The sequence below is a fragment of the Halomonas sp. 7T genome (genome assembly GCF_025643255.1).
In the GTDB taxonomy this organism is placed as follows: domain Bacteria; phylum Pseudomonadota; class Gammaproteobacteria; order Pseudomonadales; family Halomonadaceae; genus Vreelandella.
In genome coordinates, this window is the sequence record NZ_CP087112.1 from 2,714,848 (window position 1) to 2,729,530 (window position 14,683).

The following is a 14,683-nucleotide window of genomic DNA, read 5'->3' on the forward strand; positions in this document are numbered from 1 at the left end:
CCGCCCTAACTGCAATATCCCGCCCGTTGATAACGGGCAAAAGGGATCGAAAAGACAAAAAAGCCCCGCCATGGCGGGGCTTTTACTTCGTCATCTTCATCCTGCGCAACGGGTGTTGCTTAGGCAGAAACGATGCTAACGAATTTACGGTTGTTCGGACCTTTGGTCTCGAACTTCACGAAGCCGTCGTTCAAAGCGAACAGCGTGTGATCACGGCCTAAGCCAACGCCAGTGCCTGCGTGGAAACGCGTGCCACGCTGACGAACGATGATGCTACCCGCGCTGGCCGCTTGGCCACCGAAGAGTTTCACACCTAAGCGTTTGGACTCGGAATCGCGACCGTTACGCGTGGAGCCGGCTGCCTTTTTATGTGCCATTGCAAAATCCTCCTAAGGGAATTGACCGCTTACGCAGAAATTCCGGTAATTTTGACTTCAGTGAACCACTGACGGTGGCCCTGACGCTTCATGTGGTGCTTCCGGCGACGGAACTTGATGATCGTTACTTTATCGCCACGGCCGTGGGAAACGATCTCAGCGGACACTTTGGCACCGCTAATGAAAGGTGCGCCAATGTTGACGTCATCGCCGTCTGCAACCAGCAGCACTTCATCTAACTCAATCGTTTCGCCGGTAGCGACTTCGATTTTTTCGAGTTTGAGGGTTTGACCTTCTTGAACGCGGTACTGTTTGCCACCGCTTTTAATAACTGCGTACATGTCGCTCTCCGGACTTGTCGTTAATGCCGGTTACGCCCCGCGTAACCAACGCTCATCGCCTTCCGCTCTTATCGACCTGCTGCGAGTGGCGCCCCTTTTGGCAGCCATCTGACAGGGAGCATGATGAGTGGGTCGCGAATTATAGCGACTATCACGGCTTACCACAAGATGAGAGGGCATTGTCAATCACACCTTACGCCATGAACGCCTTCCACTACCTTGACGCCTCACAGACAGCCCCATAGCATGGCCTCAACTACCCCACCCCCGCGATGAACGGAACCCATGACAGCCAACGTCTCTCAAACCTCGCCTGCCAGCCCAACGCCTTCACCGCTGCACGCCGTGGTGGCTGATGACTTTGACGCCGTAAACCGCACCATTGTCGCGCAGCTGAACTCCAAGGTACCGCTGGTAGAAACCATCGGCCAATATATTATTGAAAGCGGTGGTAAACGTCTGCGCCCGCTGCTGGTGCTTCTGGCGGCCCGCTCGTTGGGCTATGAGGGCGACAAACATATTACGCTCGCTACGCTGATCGAATTTATGCACACCTCGACGCTGCTGCACGACGACGTGGTCGATGAATCGCATATGCGGCGCGGCAAAAAAACCGCCAACGACGCCTGGGGCAATGCACCTTCTGTGCTGGTGGGCGACTTCCTATATTCACGCTCGTTTCAAATGATGGTAGACGTAGGATCGATGCGCATTATGGCCATTCTTTCCGGCGCGACCTGCGTGATTGCCGAAGGTGAAGTACTTCAGCTCACCAACATCGGCAACCCGAGCATTTCTGAAGCGGACTACTTTGAAACCATTCAAGGTAAAACAGCCATGCTGTTTGAAGCCGCCTCCCATAGCGGTGCCGTGCTTGCCAATGCCACACCGGAACAAGAGCGCGCCCTGCAGTATTACGGCCGCTATTTAGGCCTCGCTTTTCAGCTCATTGACGACCTGCTGGATTACCAAGGCGATGCCGAAACCATGGGCAAAAATGTTGGCGATGACCTAGCGGAAGGCAAACCTACCCTGCCGCTGATTCACGCAATGGAGCGCGGCACGCCGGAACAAGCAAAGTTGATCCGCCAAGTAATTCGCAAGGGCGGGCTAGAACAGCTCGACGACGTGCTGGAGATTATCAATACCACCGGTGCACTGGAATACACCCGCGCACGGGCCGTAGAGATGGCCGATAAAGCCCTGGCCGAACTTGATAGTCTGCCACCCAGCCCCTATCGAGATAGCATGGCGAACATCGCTCGTTTAGCGGTTGATCGCAAAGCATAAAGTCTGCACAACAAAGCAACCCAGCGCGCAAAAAGGGGCTTGAAAAACCCCCTTCGCCTGCGTATGATTCGCTCCGTTGTTAAGCACTGTCCAGCATGCTTTTAACAATCCACGGAATATAGCTCAGCTTGGTAGAGCGCTGCCTTCGGGAGGCAGAGGTCGTAGGTTCGAATCCTGCTATTCCGACCAAAAATTCTATGAAAACGGCCACTTAGCTTTTAAAGCAAGTGGCCGTTTTTGTTTGGGCTAAAAGCATAGAGAGATCGACCAATAAACAGGTTTGAGATGGTAGCCATTAAAACCTAGTATCTAAAACCTAGTGTCGTGAGGCATGGTATCAGCGGCCTAGTAGAACCCACAAACCGATGAAAGGGCATGCGTAGATGACCGCTAAAGAACGCCAGATAACCCTGCTCGATGGCGGCATGGGGCAAGAGCTGCGCAGACGTAGCCGCTACCCCGCCTCGCCCTTATGGTCGGCACAGGTCATGCTCGATGAGCCGCACCTGGTCACCGCGGCTCATCGCGACTTCATCGAGGCCGGGGCAGACATCATAACGCTTAACAACTACAGCGCCACGCCTCAACGGCTAGCGCGGGATGGCGACCCAGCGCTGTTTGCAACACTACATGGGGCGGCACTTGCCTCAGCCCGACAGGCGCAGCAAGAGAGTGGCCGTGCTGTCCTTATTGCTGGCTGCCTGCCGCCTCTGGTGGCAAGTTACCATCATGCGGCAGTGCCTGATGACAAGACTTGCCTGGATAGCTACCGCCAGTTAGTGGGTGCCCAAGAAGGCGTAGATCTTTTCATTTGCGAAACCATGTCGCTGGCGCGGGAAGCGCTGGCAGCCACCACTGCGGCGGTGGAGCGCGATACCCGGGTATGGACAGCGTTTACGGTTGACGATAGTGACGGGACACGCCTGCGGTCTGGCGAACTTCTGGCTGACGCGGCGCAGGCCATTATGGCTGCAGGCGCTGAGAAAATATTAGTGAACTGCTCCGTCCCCGAAGCCATTACCACGGCAATGGGCGTGCTTGCAGCCGCCAACATCCCCTTCGGTGGCTTTGCCAATGGGTTCACCTCTATCGCCGCACTTCAGCCAGGGGGCACCGTGGACACATTAACGGCGCGAGAGGATCTTGGCCCACAGGCATATGCTGATTACGCGCTTCAGTGGGTGGAACAAGGCGCGACGGTGGTCGGTGGCTGCTGCGAAGTCGGCCCTGCCCATATTGCGGCCATCGCCACCCGCTTAATCAATGCCGGGTACACGCTGGCAACCCCCTAGGAGCCTAGCCCCCACCAACGGGGCAGCAATGCCCGCACCTTGGGCTGGGCAAAACGATCATCCATTAACACCACCACCCCTTCATCCTCGGGGCTGCGGATCACCCTTCCGGCGGCTTGCACCACTTTGATCATGCCAGGTATGCGGTAGGTGTAATCTTCCCCCTGGCCGAAGCGAGCGTTCAAACGCTCTTTCAGTGCTTCGTTAAAATCATTAAACGGTGGTAGGCCTAAGGTGGCAATAAACGCGCCGATTAAGCGCTCGCCAGGAAGGTCGATTCCTTCGGCGAAGGCCCCACCTAGTACGGCAAATCCAATTCCTTTACCGCCCGGAGTAAAGCGCGCCAGAAAGGCGTCGCGCTCGGCTTCCTGCATACCGCGGGCTTGGGCAAACACCGGCACGCCGGGGTGTGCCTGCTCAAACGGCGCCATCACTTGCTCCAAGTAAGCAAAGCTACTAAAAAATGCCAAATAGTGGCCAGGCTTGCGCTGATACTGTTCGGCTAACACCTTCACAATCGGCGCTACAGAGGCTTCACGGTGATGATAGCGGGTAGAGATATCCGCGCGAATACGCACGTCCAATTGACGGGCGGCAAACGGCGACGCCACTTCCCGCCACACGCTATTGTCTGGCAACCCCAGTAAATCGCGATAGTAATGGAGAGGGCTTAGCGTGGCCGAAAATAGCACAGCGCTGTGGGCTGCCTTGAAGCGTGCCGCTAAAAAATCTGCTGGAATAACATTGCGCAGCCCCAGTAAAGCGTTGCCTCGGCCATCAAGGGCGAAGTCGCAAAGTGAGTGATCGCCAAACCGCTCCGCCAAACGGCAGAAAGCCAAGGATTCAAACAGCAGCTCTTGAAGCTCAACGCTAGCAGTATCGGGGTGCTCAACCAAATAATCGGTGATCGCGCCCGCCAGCGTTTGCAGTGCGCTCATTAGCTTGTTGGGCAGCGCATCAAGCAAATGGTAACGCTGTGACGCCGTTGCCTCGGTGGTCACGTCTTTCGTTAACGCCTGCCACTGCCTGCCCACCCGGGCCAGCGGTTTGGCAAGCGCGGGAGGTGAACGGCGCCGCAACCTGCTCAAGCGCTGCTGGGAAAGCTCGGCGCTGTACATGCCCCGTGCGCGCTCAACTAAGTTGTGCGCTTCATCGACCAGCAGACCGACCCGCCAGTCGTTGGCTTGGGCCAATCCATGCAGCAGCGCATGGCTGTCAAACCAGTGGTTCACATCGCCCACTACTACGTCGGCCCAGCGGGCTAACTCTTGGCCTAGATAATACGGGCACACCTTGTGGGCAAGCGCCACGTTGCGTACGCCCTCGCGGTCAAGCCAATGTCGTTCTACAGCAGCGTGGCGTGCAGCAGGCAAGCGGTCATAAAAGCCTGCTGCTAACGGGCAAGCATCGCCCTGACAGGCGGTGCCCGGGTATTCACAGGCCTTATCGCGGGCCACCAATTCCAGCACCCGCAACGGCTGCGAGGGGGCACCCAGGCTGATCAGGGCATCCAATGCTAAGCGGCGGCCAGGGGTTTTCATCGTCAGAAAAGCCACCCTATCCAACGCCTGGCGGGGCATTGCAGACAGCATCGGAAACAGCGTGCCGAGGGTTTTGCCAATACCGGTCGGCGCTTGAGCGAGGAGGCACCGCCCAGTACTGGCGGCTTTGTAGACATCTTCCGCCAGCGTCCGTTGGCCAACGCGAAAATCCGGGTAGGGAAACGTGAGCGTCGCCAGCCACGCATCACGCCGCTGACGATGGGCAGACTCCTGTTCTGCCCAGGCCAAAAAGCGCTGGCACTGCTCGGTAAAAAACGTCTGCAATTCGGCTGCACTAGCCTCGTAGGTCAACAGCGTTTCCTGGCCACTAGCGATGTCCAGATACACCAAGGCCAGCGTCAAACGCTCAAGATGCCGTTCGGCGCACAGCAGCGCGCCATATATTTTCACCTGCGCCCAGTGCAATGCACGCTGATTGGCCGCCATGCGCTCTAAATTGCCACGATAGGTTTTAACCTCTTCCAGCCGGTTAGCGCTGGGGTCAAAGCCGTCAGCGCGACCCGCCACGCGAAGCGCCTGATACTCACCGGAAAGCGGCAGTTCAGCTAGGTAATCCTCGCCCCGACGGCTAGCCACTAACCCATGCCCTTCGATACCTTCCTGAGCGCTGGGGGGTGGCGTAAAGCGGTGATCAAGATCGCCCTGCCGTGCGGTGAAATCACACAGCGTACGCACCGCTACCCGATAGCGATTCATTGTTTCCCTTCTTGCTGCCAGCGCACATGGCATACCTCAACGGGTATGCCGTGGCGGCAAAAGAAGTCGATCCAACGGCGCTGGTTATCTTGCAGACGATCGCCCGGCCCTTTCACTTCTATCATTTTGTAGCGTGGCTCGCCGGGCAGTGCCTCCGGCATCAGCTGAATCAGGTCAGGCAAGCCCGCACGATTATGCTTAAGATCATCTAATAGCCGCATAAAACAGGCACGCAAATGGGCAGGCGGCAAACACTTAAGCGCCAGCGTTAGCAGGTCCTCACTGACGATACCCCAGTGTACAAACGGCGAGGTAATGCCTTGCTTGGCGTGCCACGTGCGCAGGATCGTGTCCTGATAGCGGCCGTCATCCAGCTGGGCCAAGCAGGCGTCGATATCGACTTGGCGATGATGGACAAAATCTTCGCGGTATAAATCCGCTGGCCCGCTGTGAAACGGATGAAAAAACGCCCCTGGCAGCGGTTTAAAAATAGCCGGCCAAAGCAGCAAACCAAACAGCCCTGTCAGGAGGCTATTTTCCACATAAAACACGGGGGCAGTTGCCGCAGAAAAGTGCTCGGCGACAGCACGCTCCACCGGCTGAGGTCCGGGGAGTTCTAGCATATAGGTGGGCGCATCAGCCGCGTTAGAGGTATGGGGCACAGGCTGGTTCAATTTACGCGCCAAACGCGGTAACAGCCGCCTAAGCGCTTGCTGCTCGCCGTCGTTTGGCTGCGCGTCAAGCGCGCTGATGGTGAGCTGATAGGCCTCAGAATAACGACGCAGACGCTCCAATACCCGCAACCTGCGAATGCGTGCCTCGCTGTTGTTCGACTCAGCGTAAAGTGAAAGCGCCAGCTCCGCGTCACCGCTGCGCTCTGCCGTGCGACCGAGGTTAAGCAGCAGCCGCGAACGACGGGCGTCTAGCCAGCGATTGCCGAACGTGCCGGGTACTTCTTGCGCCAGCAGGTTAGGTGGTTCGCCGTCTACCAAGCGTTCGCGCAGGCGGTGCAGTGTTAAGTAAGTAGTCACTTCATCGCGATGTTGGAACGCGCGCGAGGCTGCGGTAATCGGCACTTGCTCAAAACGCTGCAGGCCAAGCTCCGTTAGCACAAACTCTGCCCAGTCCTGGCGCAGGTTGCCAAAAAACATCAACCGTAGGCGGTCGCAGAGCGCCATCACCGTTAGCCGCACAATCTGTGTTGTCGCCGTTGGCCACCACTGCTGAAGGGGCGCGGGCGCTTGCAGCCGCTCTTCCAAGTCTGTTTGAAGCGCGGCTTTCGTGCTGTTGCGGGCTAGTCCTGCCCGGGTGATTTCGCCTGCCAATGCCTGGCGCAGCTCACTCAGCCGCAACAGGCGAAATAGCTCGCGACTGTTTAACTGAGGTGCGCTGTCCACCCAGCCCATCGCGACCAACGGCGCCAAGGCCTGCTCGGTATCACCGATTTCCGCATAGGCCAGTTTGTCCAGACGAAACAATTCCCCTTTGCGCATCACCATGCGCACCAATAGCGCCTGAGAGGCTTGGGGTAACGTTTCAAAATGACGAATCGTGTTGCGTTCGGAAGCGCTTAAGAGATCGTGATGGCGGGCTTCTACCCACGCCAATACGTAACGAAAATTCGTCAGGTAGTAGAAAGGATCATCTAGGGAGGCGGTCGCTGACGCGACAGGGGCACTGTTCATTTATCCATTGTAACAGCGCTTGATGGACCAGGTTAACCCACCCGGTGCTGATAGAGCACGTCCAGCGCATCCTGGTCATCGGGCTGCTGAGCGGGAGCCGGCACATCTACATTAGAAGAGGGCTTGAAGACAGCAGGCTTGCGGCCACCCACCAGCACATACCACTCCGCTTCTGTCAGGTAGTGTTGGCACCAGCGGCTTAAGCCAGCGGCTACGTCATCGCGAATACGTTCACCGCTCCGAAAAGCGTGGGCGAGATGCAGTAAGTCCTGGCGGGCAGTGCGGGCACGGGCGTTGCCGCCGTGCACTTTGGAAAGTGGGCAGCGTCGATCATAGGCCGCGTTGGTTAATGCATTTAACCAACGCTCCAATTCATGCGCCTGAATACCGCCGTAAACTGCCACACTGCACTCCATGCTGAATGCTTAAAAGAGAGATCATAAACCATTAGCGCTTACTAAATGGGCATTAGACTGCCCGAATCTGACGCCACTGTCATCTTCTTGTCATGCCACTAGCCCCGCGCTTGCTGAAAGCCCTGCAATACATTCACCACATTGACACCAATATCCTCAACGGCATAGCCCCCCTCCATCAAAAACACGCTGGGCAGCCCGGCATCGGCCAAGCGTTTTCCTAAAGTGATAAAGTCAGCGTGTTGAAAGGTAAAAGCGCTAATGGGATCGCCTTCAAAAATATCCACGCCCAGCGAGACCACTAGCAGGTCACACTCTGCTTGCTGGATGCGGGCCAGCGCGTCATCCAAGGCCGCCATCCATGTCGCAACGGAAGTGCCTGGCGGCAGCGGATAGTTAACGTTGAACCCAGCGCCAGGCCCTTCGCCAGTCTCATCAGCGTAGCCCGAAAAATAGGGAAACGTAACGTCGGGATCGCCATGTAACGAGGCAAAAAGGACGTCCGCGCGGCGGTAGAAAATTTGCTGGGTGCCATTGCCATGATGAAAATCTACATCCAGCACCGCTACCCGCCGCTTGCCTGCATTCAGTGCATGCTGGGCGGCAATCGCTGCATTGTTAAAAAAACAGTAGCCGCCAAATTGATCCATCGCAGCGTGATGGCCCGGTGGCCGACACAGGCCAAAAGCGGGCTCTCCAGAGGCTAGGGTATGCTCTACCGCCGCCAGCGCGGTATTTTTACTCGCCATGGCCGCCGCAAAGGTACCTTCGGTAATCGAGGTTTCTGCTGCCAGTGCGTAATAGCCTAACTGGCCACTCACTGATTGAGGGATGCGGTCGCCGCGCATCGTTCGGGCTGGCCAGATGTTAGGGATTGCTTCACCTTGGCGCCCGGTTGACTGCCACGCTTGCCAACAGGTTTCTAAAAAGGCCACGTAGCCTGCGTCGTGGACGGCCAGCACCGGCGCTAAGCCATACTCTTTGGGCGCCTGCACCTCAACACCTGCCTGATTCAAGGCGCTTAGCACAAGGTCCATGCGTTCAGGGCATTCAAAGGGAGCGACTAACGCGCCATCGTGTAGCTCACTCCGCGCTTGGCGACGACGGCTATCTTCTGAAAAAAACGTCCGCATATCGTTTCCTTATTTATAGAGAGCAGTGCCACTGGGCGGCCCATTGGCGTTTTTGCGAAGGCGATCGCTGCTTCAATTGATACTCTGCCCGACTGGCCGTGGCACGGTTGGGGAAGGGTTGTGCCCCTAGGAGTGCGATGGGTGGGTTCGCTCGCGTGTAGCGTGCACCTTTGCCGTCGCAGTGTGCTTGGTAACGTTTGGCCAGATTATTGGTAATCCCTACATAGGTGCCGCGTTTGCACTCGAGTAAGTAGACGTACCATGAAGCCGCTGCCGCTGGGTGTAACGCCGTTACCATATTCACTCGCTAAGGCATGTCGGTTGAGGAAACCGCATGAACGGTTATTAAATCTTCCAACGCGGATAGCGGCATTGGCTTTGCTAATCCAAAGCCCTGGAAAAAATCGCACTGGTAAGTAAGTAGCCGTTGATACTGCGCGTCGGTCTCGACGCCTTCGGCCACCACGCTTAGTCCCAAGTGGTGCGCCATGGAAATAATCCCCTGAACAATGGCGGCATCGTCGTTTCGATGGGTTAATTCGTTAATAAAGCTGCGATCAATTTTAACGGCACTAATCGGCAAATGCTTCAAGTAACTCAAACTTGAAAAGCCAGTACCAAAATCATCAATGGAGACGCGGATCCCCATACTGCGTACCGAGTGCAGCGTATCAATGGCATTCGCCGTATTATCCATCAGGATGCCTTCGGTTAGTTCCAGTGTTAGCTGGGCTGGTGGCATCCCGGTACTTTTAAGCGTTGCGCACAGCGTCTCCAGGAAGCTCGCGCGATGAAACTGTAGAGGCGACAAGTTTACCGCCACGCATATCGCTCCTAGCCCTTTATCGTGTAACTGCTGCATATCCCTGCACGCGCGTTTCAGCACCCACTCGCTAATAGGCATAATTTGCCCCGTCGCTTCTGCCAGCGGGATAAATCGTTCGGGAGAGATATAGCCCTGGATAGGGTGAGGCCAGCGCAGCAAGGCTTCTACACTGGCAATTTGACCATCGCGGTTAAAGATCGGCTGGTAGTAGAGTTCAAACGCTTGGCGCTCAATAGCGTCTTGCAGGTCATTGCGTAGCGTCACTCGCTCGCTGGCAATATCGTTGCCATTGTGATGAAACCAGGCGTAAGCATTGCGGCCCTGCTGCTTGGCCCGGTACATGGCGATATCGGCTTGTTGTATCAGCGTGTGCGGCTGGGGGGTGTCTGGCTGACTCATTGCGATACCGACGCTGGCACTTAAATGAAGCTCGCGCCCTTCGATACAGTAAGGCTTTGCCAACGCGAGCAACAAACGTTCAACGACCTCTTCTGCCTGGGCCTCATGGGGCGTGTTGGTCAGCAGCAGGACAAATTCATCGCCACCCAAGCGCGCTACCGTATCCTCTTGGCGTAGCGTATCGCGTAAGCGCTGGGCCACTTCCACCAGCACCTGATCTCCTACCGCATGGCCTAAGCTATCGTTAATCGGCTTGAAATCATCTAAATCAACAAACAGCACGCTGATACGCTGATGATGCGTATTGGCTAGCGCAAATTGCTTACACAGCGTTTCCTCAAACAGCATACGATTGGGCAGCCGCGTTAGGTCATCGTGACTCGCGTAGTAAGATAAGCGCGCTTCAGACGCTTTCTGCTGCGAGATATCGTGCTGAATGCCCACAAAATGCGTTACGTGTCCTTCTTGATCTCGTACAGGCGATATATAGAGTTCATTCCAAAAGGGAGTACCGTCTTGCCGATAGTTGCATATGGTAACGTGCGTTTCGCGCTGCTCTTGGATACCGCGCCTGAGCTGGGCCACTACGTCAGGGTCACTATCAGGCCCTTGTAAAAAACGGCAGTTCCGCCCAATCACCTCTTCTTGAGAGTAACCCGTCATCCTGGCAAATGCCTTGTTGGCGTAGACGATCGGTGTATCGGGCTGGCTGGCATCCGCAATCAGCACGCCGTTCACGCTGGCTTCCACACTGCGTTCCAGTATCCGTAAGCGAACCTGCTGTTCACGGCTGGCAGTCACGTCCTGGGCAATACAATGCACGCCCACAAAACTGCCATTGATACTGATCGGTAAGGCGACTAAGTCGAGAAGGTGGGCTTGGCCATCACGGTCTTTAAGAGTGAGCTCAAACCGGGCACTGTTGCCCGTCACCACATGTTTAAAATATTCACCCACACGCTCAACATCAGCCACCTCGATGAAGTGCGTAAAATGCTGGCCAATGATTTCAGCGTTGGTATAGCCGGTGATGGCGCCACAGCTATTATTCGCCGTCACAAACTGCCCCTCGGCATTCAGAGAAAACACGGCATCCGGGTGGTGTATAAACAAAGAGCGGTAGTGCTGTTCGCTCTGCTCTAATGACTCACGCGCCAGGGAAAGCTCTTTAGTACGGCTCATGCTAACGATGACGACGCCCACGCTAAACGCCAGCAACCAGCTCAGCAATAGCCCCCCTAGGGCCACCCCCACCGGTATAACCCCGACTATATACCAATTATGATGCTCGCCGGGATACGCATGGAGCGTTACGTTTATGCCACCGGGCAGCCCAACATGGCGCGACACTATGGCCTGTGCAGGCTCCAACGTCTCATTCGCACTAAAACCAGCGGGATGAAGCACCATTAGTGTGTCGGCACCGCGGTTTATCCCCACTTGAAAAGGTCCCAGGCCTAGCCGCAGCTCATTACCTAGAAGCGTGCGCAGATCAAAGGCCGCCAGCAGCTGCTGTTCACGGCTCGCAATGGGTACCACCATCACCACCACGCTGTCCTGCGTCTCATCGGGCTGAAATAAACGAGGGCGACTAAAGGGGACAGCTAGCCACGACTGAACCAAGGACTGGTTCAGCTGCTCGAGAAGCCAAGCATCACCGTCGTTGCTGCGCCCTTGCGACCAAACTGCCTCGCTCTGGGCATTCACTAACGCTATCGCTTGCAAGCTGGGCGTATCAAGGAAGTAGCGCCGTGCGTCGCTCTCATGTAGCACCAGCCCCTGCTCAGCGGGTACTACATCCAAACGGTTTGCCATTCGCTGCATTAGCTGTAACCGCGCAGTCATCACCTGCTCAGCATTGAGTTGAACACTATCAAGCAAGTAGCCAGCCTGCTGCTCAATATCGTTGCGCTGGTTGATGCTCAACAACAGCCAGGCTAGGCAACTGATCACGACGCCCCCCAGCGCGACGATCACCGTGTGTTTGCCTGGGCTTAAGCGTTTAGTGTGTTCACGCCAGCTCGCCACCAACAGGGCCGTCCCGGTTAGAAACACAAACACCAGTGCCGCAAGGGGTGACGAGCTAAAAGGCGGACGATAAGTCACGCTTGCTTGCCACATCAACACAATGACAACGCCACCAAACAGCCATAGGCCTAGCCCCACCGTGAGCCAAACCACACGGCTACGGGAAGACGCAATACCTAGCCAACAGCAAAGATTAATCAGCAAAAGCATGACGGCAGACAGCGACGTCATGCGCGACTCGCCGGTTATCAAGGAGGCGCTAACGCCGTTATCCGCCTGGTTGTGTAATAAGGTATATATCAGCAATATGGATAACAGCGTAGCGCTGGCGAGCCTGACAACGGGGGCGTGAAAAAGCGTGGCCACCAGAGCACTGCCAATCAGTACAGTGACGATAGACGCGTCGGGCACTAACATGGGCCCACCCAGAATGCCCGGAAACATCACCCAGCCGATTAATCCCGCACACCCCATCACTAGAAGCGTTGCCGCCGCCATCAGCAACAGCGTTTGTGCTGCTAAGTCTCGCGTATTTAATGGCATGAAACGCACTTACTCCTTTTCAACGCTTGCACGCGACTAGCGCTGAAACTGTATCGCGCCGGCAAGGGCCTGCAGTTGCTGATACTGCTCTTCCAAGTAATGCTCGTAGGCATCTAAGGCTTTAAAATCAACGAAAGAGCCGTACGTTTGCTCTAGCGTTTGCACCAAATCGGGCGCTGTCAGCGCTTGCTCGAATGCCTTCGTGACGACTTCCAACCGCTCTTTAGGTGTATTCAGCGGTGCAAATAAGCCACGGTCAGTGGTGTTTACCAGCTCAATGCCCTGCTCATGCAGTGTAGGCACATGGGGTAAATCAGCCAGGCGCTGTTCACTAGCCACGCCAAGGGGTAATAATGCGCCCGCATTAAATAGCTCGCGCGCAGACGGGAGATTCAGCATAGCAAAGTCCAGCTCGCCTCCCAGTAATGCTTCCACTTGGGCGCTGGTGCCCGGATAGTGAACAAATTGCACATCCGCCGCTGAAATGCCTTCTTCGGCAAAAAAGTGCAGCCAAAAAAAATGGTCCGTCGAGTGAGGGATAACGCCAAACGACAGCGGCTCGCTGTGCTGATGAATCAACTCCTTAATGTCCGCGGCCCCCATCGCAGCGTGGCCTGCCCGGGTAGCAGGAATGTTGACCGTTCGAGTAAGCAGTGCCACCGGCGCAAACGCTTGGTGAGAGTACGCGGCGACTCCCGAGAGGTAGGAAAGGTCGATGGTTTGATGGCTGCCTAGCAGCGTATAGCCATCGGGGGCACTCTCTTTGACGAACTGAGAACCCAGAATCGCCCCTCCTCCCGGCATGTTAACGGTGATGATAGGCGCGTCAAGATACGCTTGCGCTCGGCCAGCCACGGCACGAAAAATCACATCGGTTGCCCCACCCTCGCCGTAAGGCACCACGATGGCTACCTCAGCGGAGGGATAAGGCTCATCGGCCAGTAAAATCGCGCTCACACTAAATCCCATCACCCCGATGCCAATCACGCTAAGCCAACGCAACAGCATTGACCAAACCCGGTAAAAGCACCTCAACCCGCGATGGCACACGCAGGCGGAATAATAGATGGGTAGTGCGTGCTGCTCGCTCATGGCTTGGCATGCCTCATCCTGCTTAGCGTTAGCTACTCACCGCAACATACCTTTAATTTGCGCCCGCTACCACATAAGCAACGCTCATTTCGACGAGGCTTCAAACGCTCGACCCGAGGCTCGCCATCCAAATACCACCAGCGCCCCTCTTCAAAACAAAAACGCGAGACTTCCTCCAACACATGCCAGCCCACTGAATCACGAAAAAAAGCCCGAAAATGTACGCTCCCCGTGGTACCGCTCGGCGGAGGTGCAGCCACAATCACCAGCGACGCCCACTGTGTATCTAGGTCTGGCGGCAACTGTGCTGGCCGCGTGGTGGTATGCCACGTGTCTAAAAGATACCCCGTTTGGTTCAATACAAAGGCCGTGTAACGTGAACGCATCAGCACTTCTGGGGTGGGCACTTTTGCCCCTTGAAGGTACGGCTGACAGCACTCTTTTAGCGACGTACTGCGACAACAGGGGCAACTCTCGACGGTTAGTGGCATCATAATAGTGCTCTAGCGTTTTATAGAGGGTGGGCGCAGTCAATAACTTGTTTCGGTATCGCCTAGCGTAGGTGTATCGGTGCCGCCCTAGAGTGGGTATAGTAGCAAAGCAACATCACCAGACAGACGGAGTACGTAACACGATCGATCATTCTTTCCAAACGCAGTGGAGGTTCTCCTATGAAGGTTTACAAACCCGAATGGCAGTGCACGTTTAGCGTAAACGAAGGCGCGGAAGAATCAGCAACCTGGAAAGAGCGAATCGCGTGGCGGCTAAGAGCGTTTGCCGACCGCCTTGAAGGCGGTGGCCGCACGGTGAAGATCAACTGCAATGTCTCTCCCCACGTTAGCCGAGACGAAGTTGATACCTGTTTGGGAAAAGGGTTTGAGGTGACTCAGCGGCTGCTGACCCAACTTGCCCGCCAACAGGCCTGCGAAGATGTGATGCGCCATGTGAAAGCAGAGCTTTACGAAGAGCAGCATCAGCACTAACAGCTAGACCGTAAGCGTCT

General features: G+C 56.1%; 13 protein-coding genes and 1 tRNA gene. 4 read left to right on the plus strand and 10 right to left on the minus strand.

The window, feature by feature from the left end; translation table 11 throughout:
- Positions 1 to 119 precede the first annotated feature (119 nt).
- Together rpmA and rplU are read right to left on the minus strand one after the other, a co-directional pair.
- A complete protein-coding gene (rpmA, locus tag LOS15_RS12665; RefSeq protein ID WP_009097313.1) occupies positions 120 to 377 on the minus strand; it encodes a 50S ribosomal protein L27 in 258 nt (85 codons plus the stop codon).
- Positions 378 to 406: 29 nt separating this feature from the next.
- Positions 407 to 718, minus strand: coding sequence for a 50S ribosomal protein L21 (gene rplU, locus LOS15_RS12670; protein WP_263066323.1), 312 nt, complete (start codon positions 716 to 718; stop codon positions 407 to 409).
- Between the two features lie 285 nt (positions 719 to 1,003).
- On the opposite strand from rplU, the gene ispB reads away from it, so the two are divergent.
- The 3 genes from ispB (at position 1,004) to LOS15_RS12685 (ending at position 3,300) form a co-directional block, all read left to right on the plus strand.
- Positions 1,004 to 2,008: an octaprenyl diphosphate synthase gene (ispB, locus tag LOS15_RS12675; protein WP_263066324.1), complete on the plus strand. Its 1,005-nt coding sequence runs from the start codon at positions 1,004 to 1,006 to the stop codon at positions 2,006 to 2,008.
- A gap of 112 nt (positions 2,009 to 2,120) precedes the next feature.
- A tRNA-Pro gene (locus LOS15_RS12680) sits at positions 2,121 to 2,197 on the plus strand.
- A gap of 194 nt (positions 2,198 to 2,391) precedes the next feature.
- Entirely contained in the window at positions 2,392 to 3,300 is a 909-nt protein-coding gene (locus LOS15_RS12685; RefSeq protein ID WP_263066325.1) for a homocysteine S-methyltransferase family protein, read from the plus strand.
- Here the strand turns inward: LOS15_RS12685 and LOS15_RS12690 are convergent.
- The 8 genes from LOS15_RS12690 to LOS15_RS12725 all read right to left on the minus strand — a co-directional run bounded on the left by LOS15_RS12690 (position 3,297) and on the right by LOS15_RS12725 (position 14,087).
- On the minus strand, positions 3,297 to 5,558 hold the full coding sequence (locus LOS15_RS12690; RefSeq protein WP_263066326.1) for an ATP-dependent DNA helicase: 2,262 nt from the start codon (positions 5,556 to 5,558) through the stop codon (positions 3,297 to 3,299). The two genes, LOS15_RS12685 and LOS15_RS12690, sit on opposite strands and share 4 nt — an antisense overlap.
- Positions 5,555 to 7,243 (minus strand): VRR-NUC domain-containing protein, encoded by a 1,689-nt coding sequence (locus LOS15_RS12695; protein ID WP_263066327.1) that lies wholly within the window; start codon positions 7,241 to 7,243, stop codon positions 5,555 to 5,557. Before LOS15_RS12695 ends, LOS15_RS12690 begins: the two co-directional genes overlap by 4 nt.
- 32 nt (positions 7,244 to 7,275) lie before the next feature.
- Positions 7,276 to 7,647 (minus strand): hypothetical protein, encoded by a 372-nt coding sequence (locus tag LOS15_RS12700; RefSeq protein ID WP_263066328.1) that lies wholly within the window; start codon positions 7,645 to 7,647, stop codon positions 7,276 to 7,278.
- Positions 7,648 to 7,757: 110 nt separating this feature from the next.
- A complete protein-coding gene (locus LOS15_RS12705) occupies positions 7,758 to 8,792 on the minus strand; it encodes a histone deacetylase family protein (protein WP_263066329.1) in 1,035 nt (344 codons plus the stop codon).
- A 13-nt stretch (positions 8,793 to 8,805) separates the two neighbouring features.
- Positions 8,806 to 9,090: a GIY-YIG nuclease family protein gene (locus LOS15_RS12710; RefSeq protein ID WP_263066330.1), complete on the minus strand. Its 285-nt coding sequence runs from the start codon at positions 9,088 to 9,090 to the stop codon at positions 8,806 to 8,808.
- Between the two features lie 9 nt (positions 9,091 to 9,099).
- Positions 9,100 to 12,588, minus strand: coding sequence for an EAL domain-containing protein (locus tag LOS15_RS12715; RefSeq protein WP_263066331.1), 3,489 nt, complete (start codon positions 12,586 to 12,588; stop codon positions 9,100 to 9,102).
- Between the two features lie 36 nt (positions 12,589 to 12,624).
- Positions 12,625 to 13,680 (minus strand): Bug family tripartite tricarboxylate transporter substrate binding protein, encoded by a 1,056-nt coding sequence (locus tag LOS15_RS12720; RefSeq protein ID WP_263066332.1) that lies wholly within the window; start codon positions 13,678 to 13,680, stop codon positions 12,625 to 12,627.
- Between the two features lie 32 nt (positions 13,681 to 13,712).
- A complete protein-coding gene (locus tag LOS15_RS12725) occupies positions 13,713 to 14,087 on the minus strand; it encodes a YchJ family protein (protein WP_317629609.1) in 375 nt (124 codons plus the stop codon).
- Between the two features lie 264 nt (positions 14,088 to 14,351).
- On the opposite strand from LOS15_RS12725, the gene LOS15_RS12730 reads away from it, so the two are divergent.
- A complete protein-coding gene (locus LOS15_RS12730; RefSeq protein WP_263066333.1) occupies positions 14,352 to 14,663 on the plus strand; it encodes a hypothetical protein in 312 nt (103 codons plus the stop codon).
- The last annotated feature ends 20 nt before the right edge of the window (positions 14,664 to 14,683 follow it).

Coding starts and splice junctions, on each gene's coding strand:
- LOS15_RS12695 (WP_263066327.1), bottom strand. CDS start 7,243: ATGAACAGTGCCCCTGTCGCGTCAGCGACCGCCTCCCTAGATGATCCT.
- LOS15_RS12710 (WP_263066330.1), bottom strand. CDS start 9,090: ATGGTAACGGCGTTACACCCAGCGGCAGCGGCTTCATGGTACGTCTAC.
- LOS15_RS12690 (WP_263066326.1), bottom strand. CDS start 5,558: ATGAATCGCTATCGGGTAGCGGTGCGTACGCTGTGTGATTTCACCGCA.
- LOS15_RS12730 (WP_263066333.1), top strand. CDS start 14,352: ATGAAGGTTTACAAACCCGAATGGCAGTGCACGTTTAGCGTAAACGAA.
- LOS15_RS12705 (WP_263066329.1), bottom strand. CDS start 8,792: ATGCGGACGTTTTTTTCAGAAGATAGCCGTCGTCGCCAAGCGCGGAGT.
- LOS15_RS12715 (WP_263066331.1), bottom strand. CDS start 12,588: ATGCCATTAAATACGCGAGACTTAGCAGCACAAACGCTGTTGCTGATG.
- rplU (WP_263066323.1), bottom strand. CDS start 718: ATGTACGCAGTTATTAAAAGCGGTGGCAAACAGTACCGCGTTCAAGAA.
- LOS15_RS12720 (WP_263066332.1), bottom strand. CDS start 13,680: ATGAGCGAGCAGCACGCACTACCCATCTATTATTCCGCCTGCGTGTGC.
- ispB (WP_263066324.1), top strand. CDS start 1,004: ATGACAGCCAACGTCTCTCAAACCTCGCCTGCCAGCCCAACGCCTTCA.
- LOS15_RS12685 (WP_263066325.1), top strand. CDS start 2,392: ATGACCGCTAAAGAACGCCAGATAACCCTGCTCGATGGCGGCATGGGG.
- rpmA (WP_009097313.1), bottom strand. CDS start 377: ATGGCACATAAAAAGGCAGCCGGCTCCACGCGTAACGGTCGCGATTCC.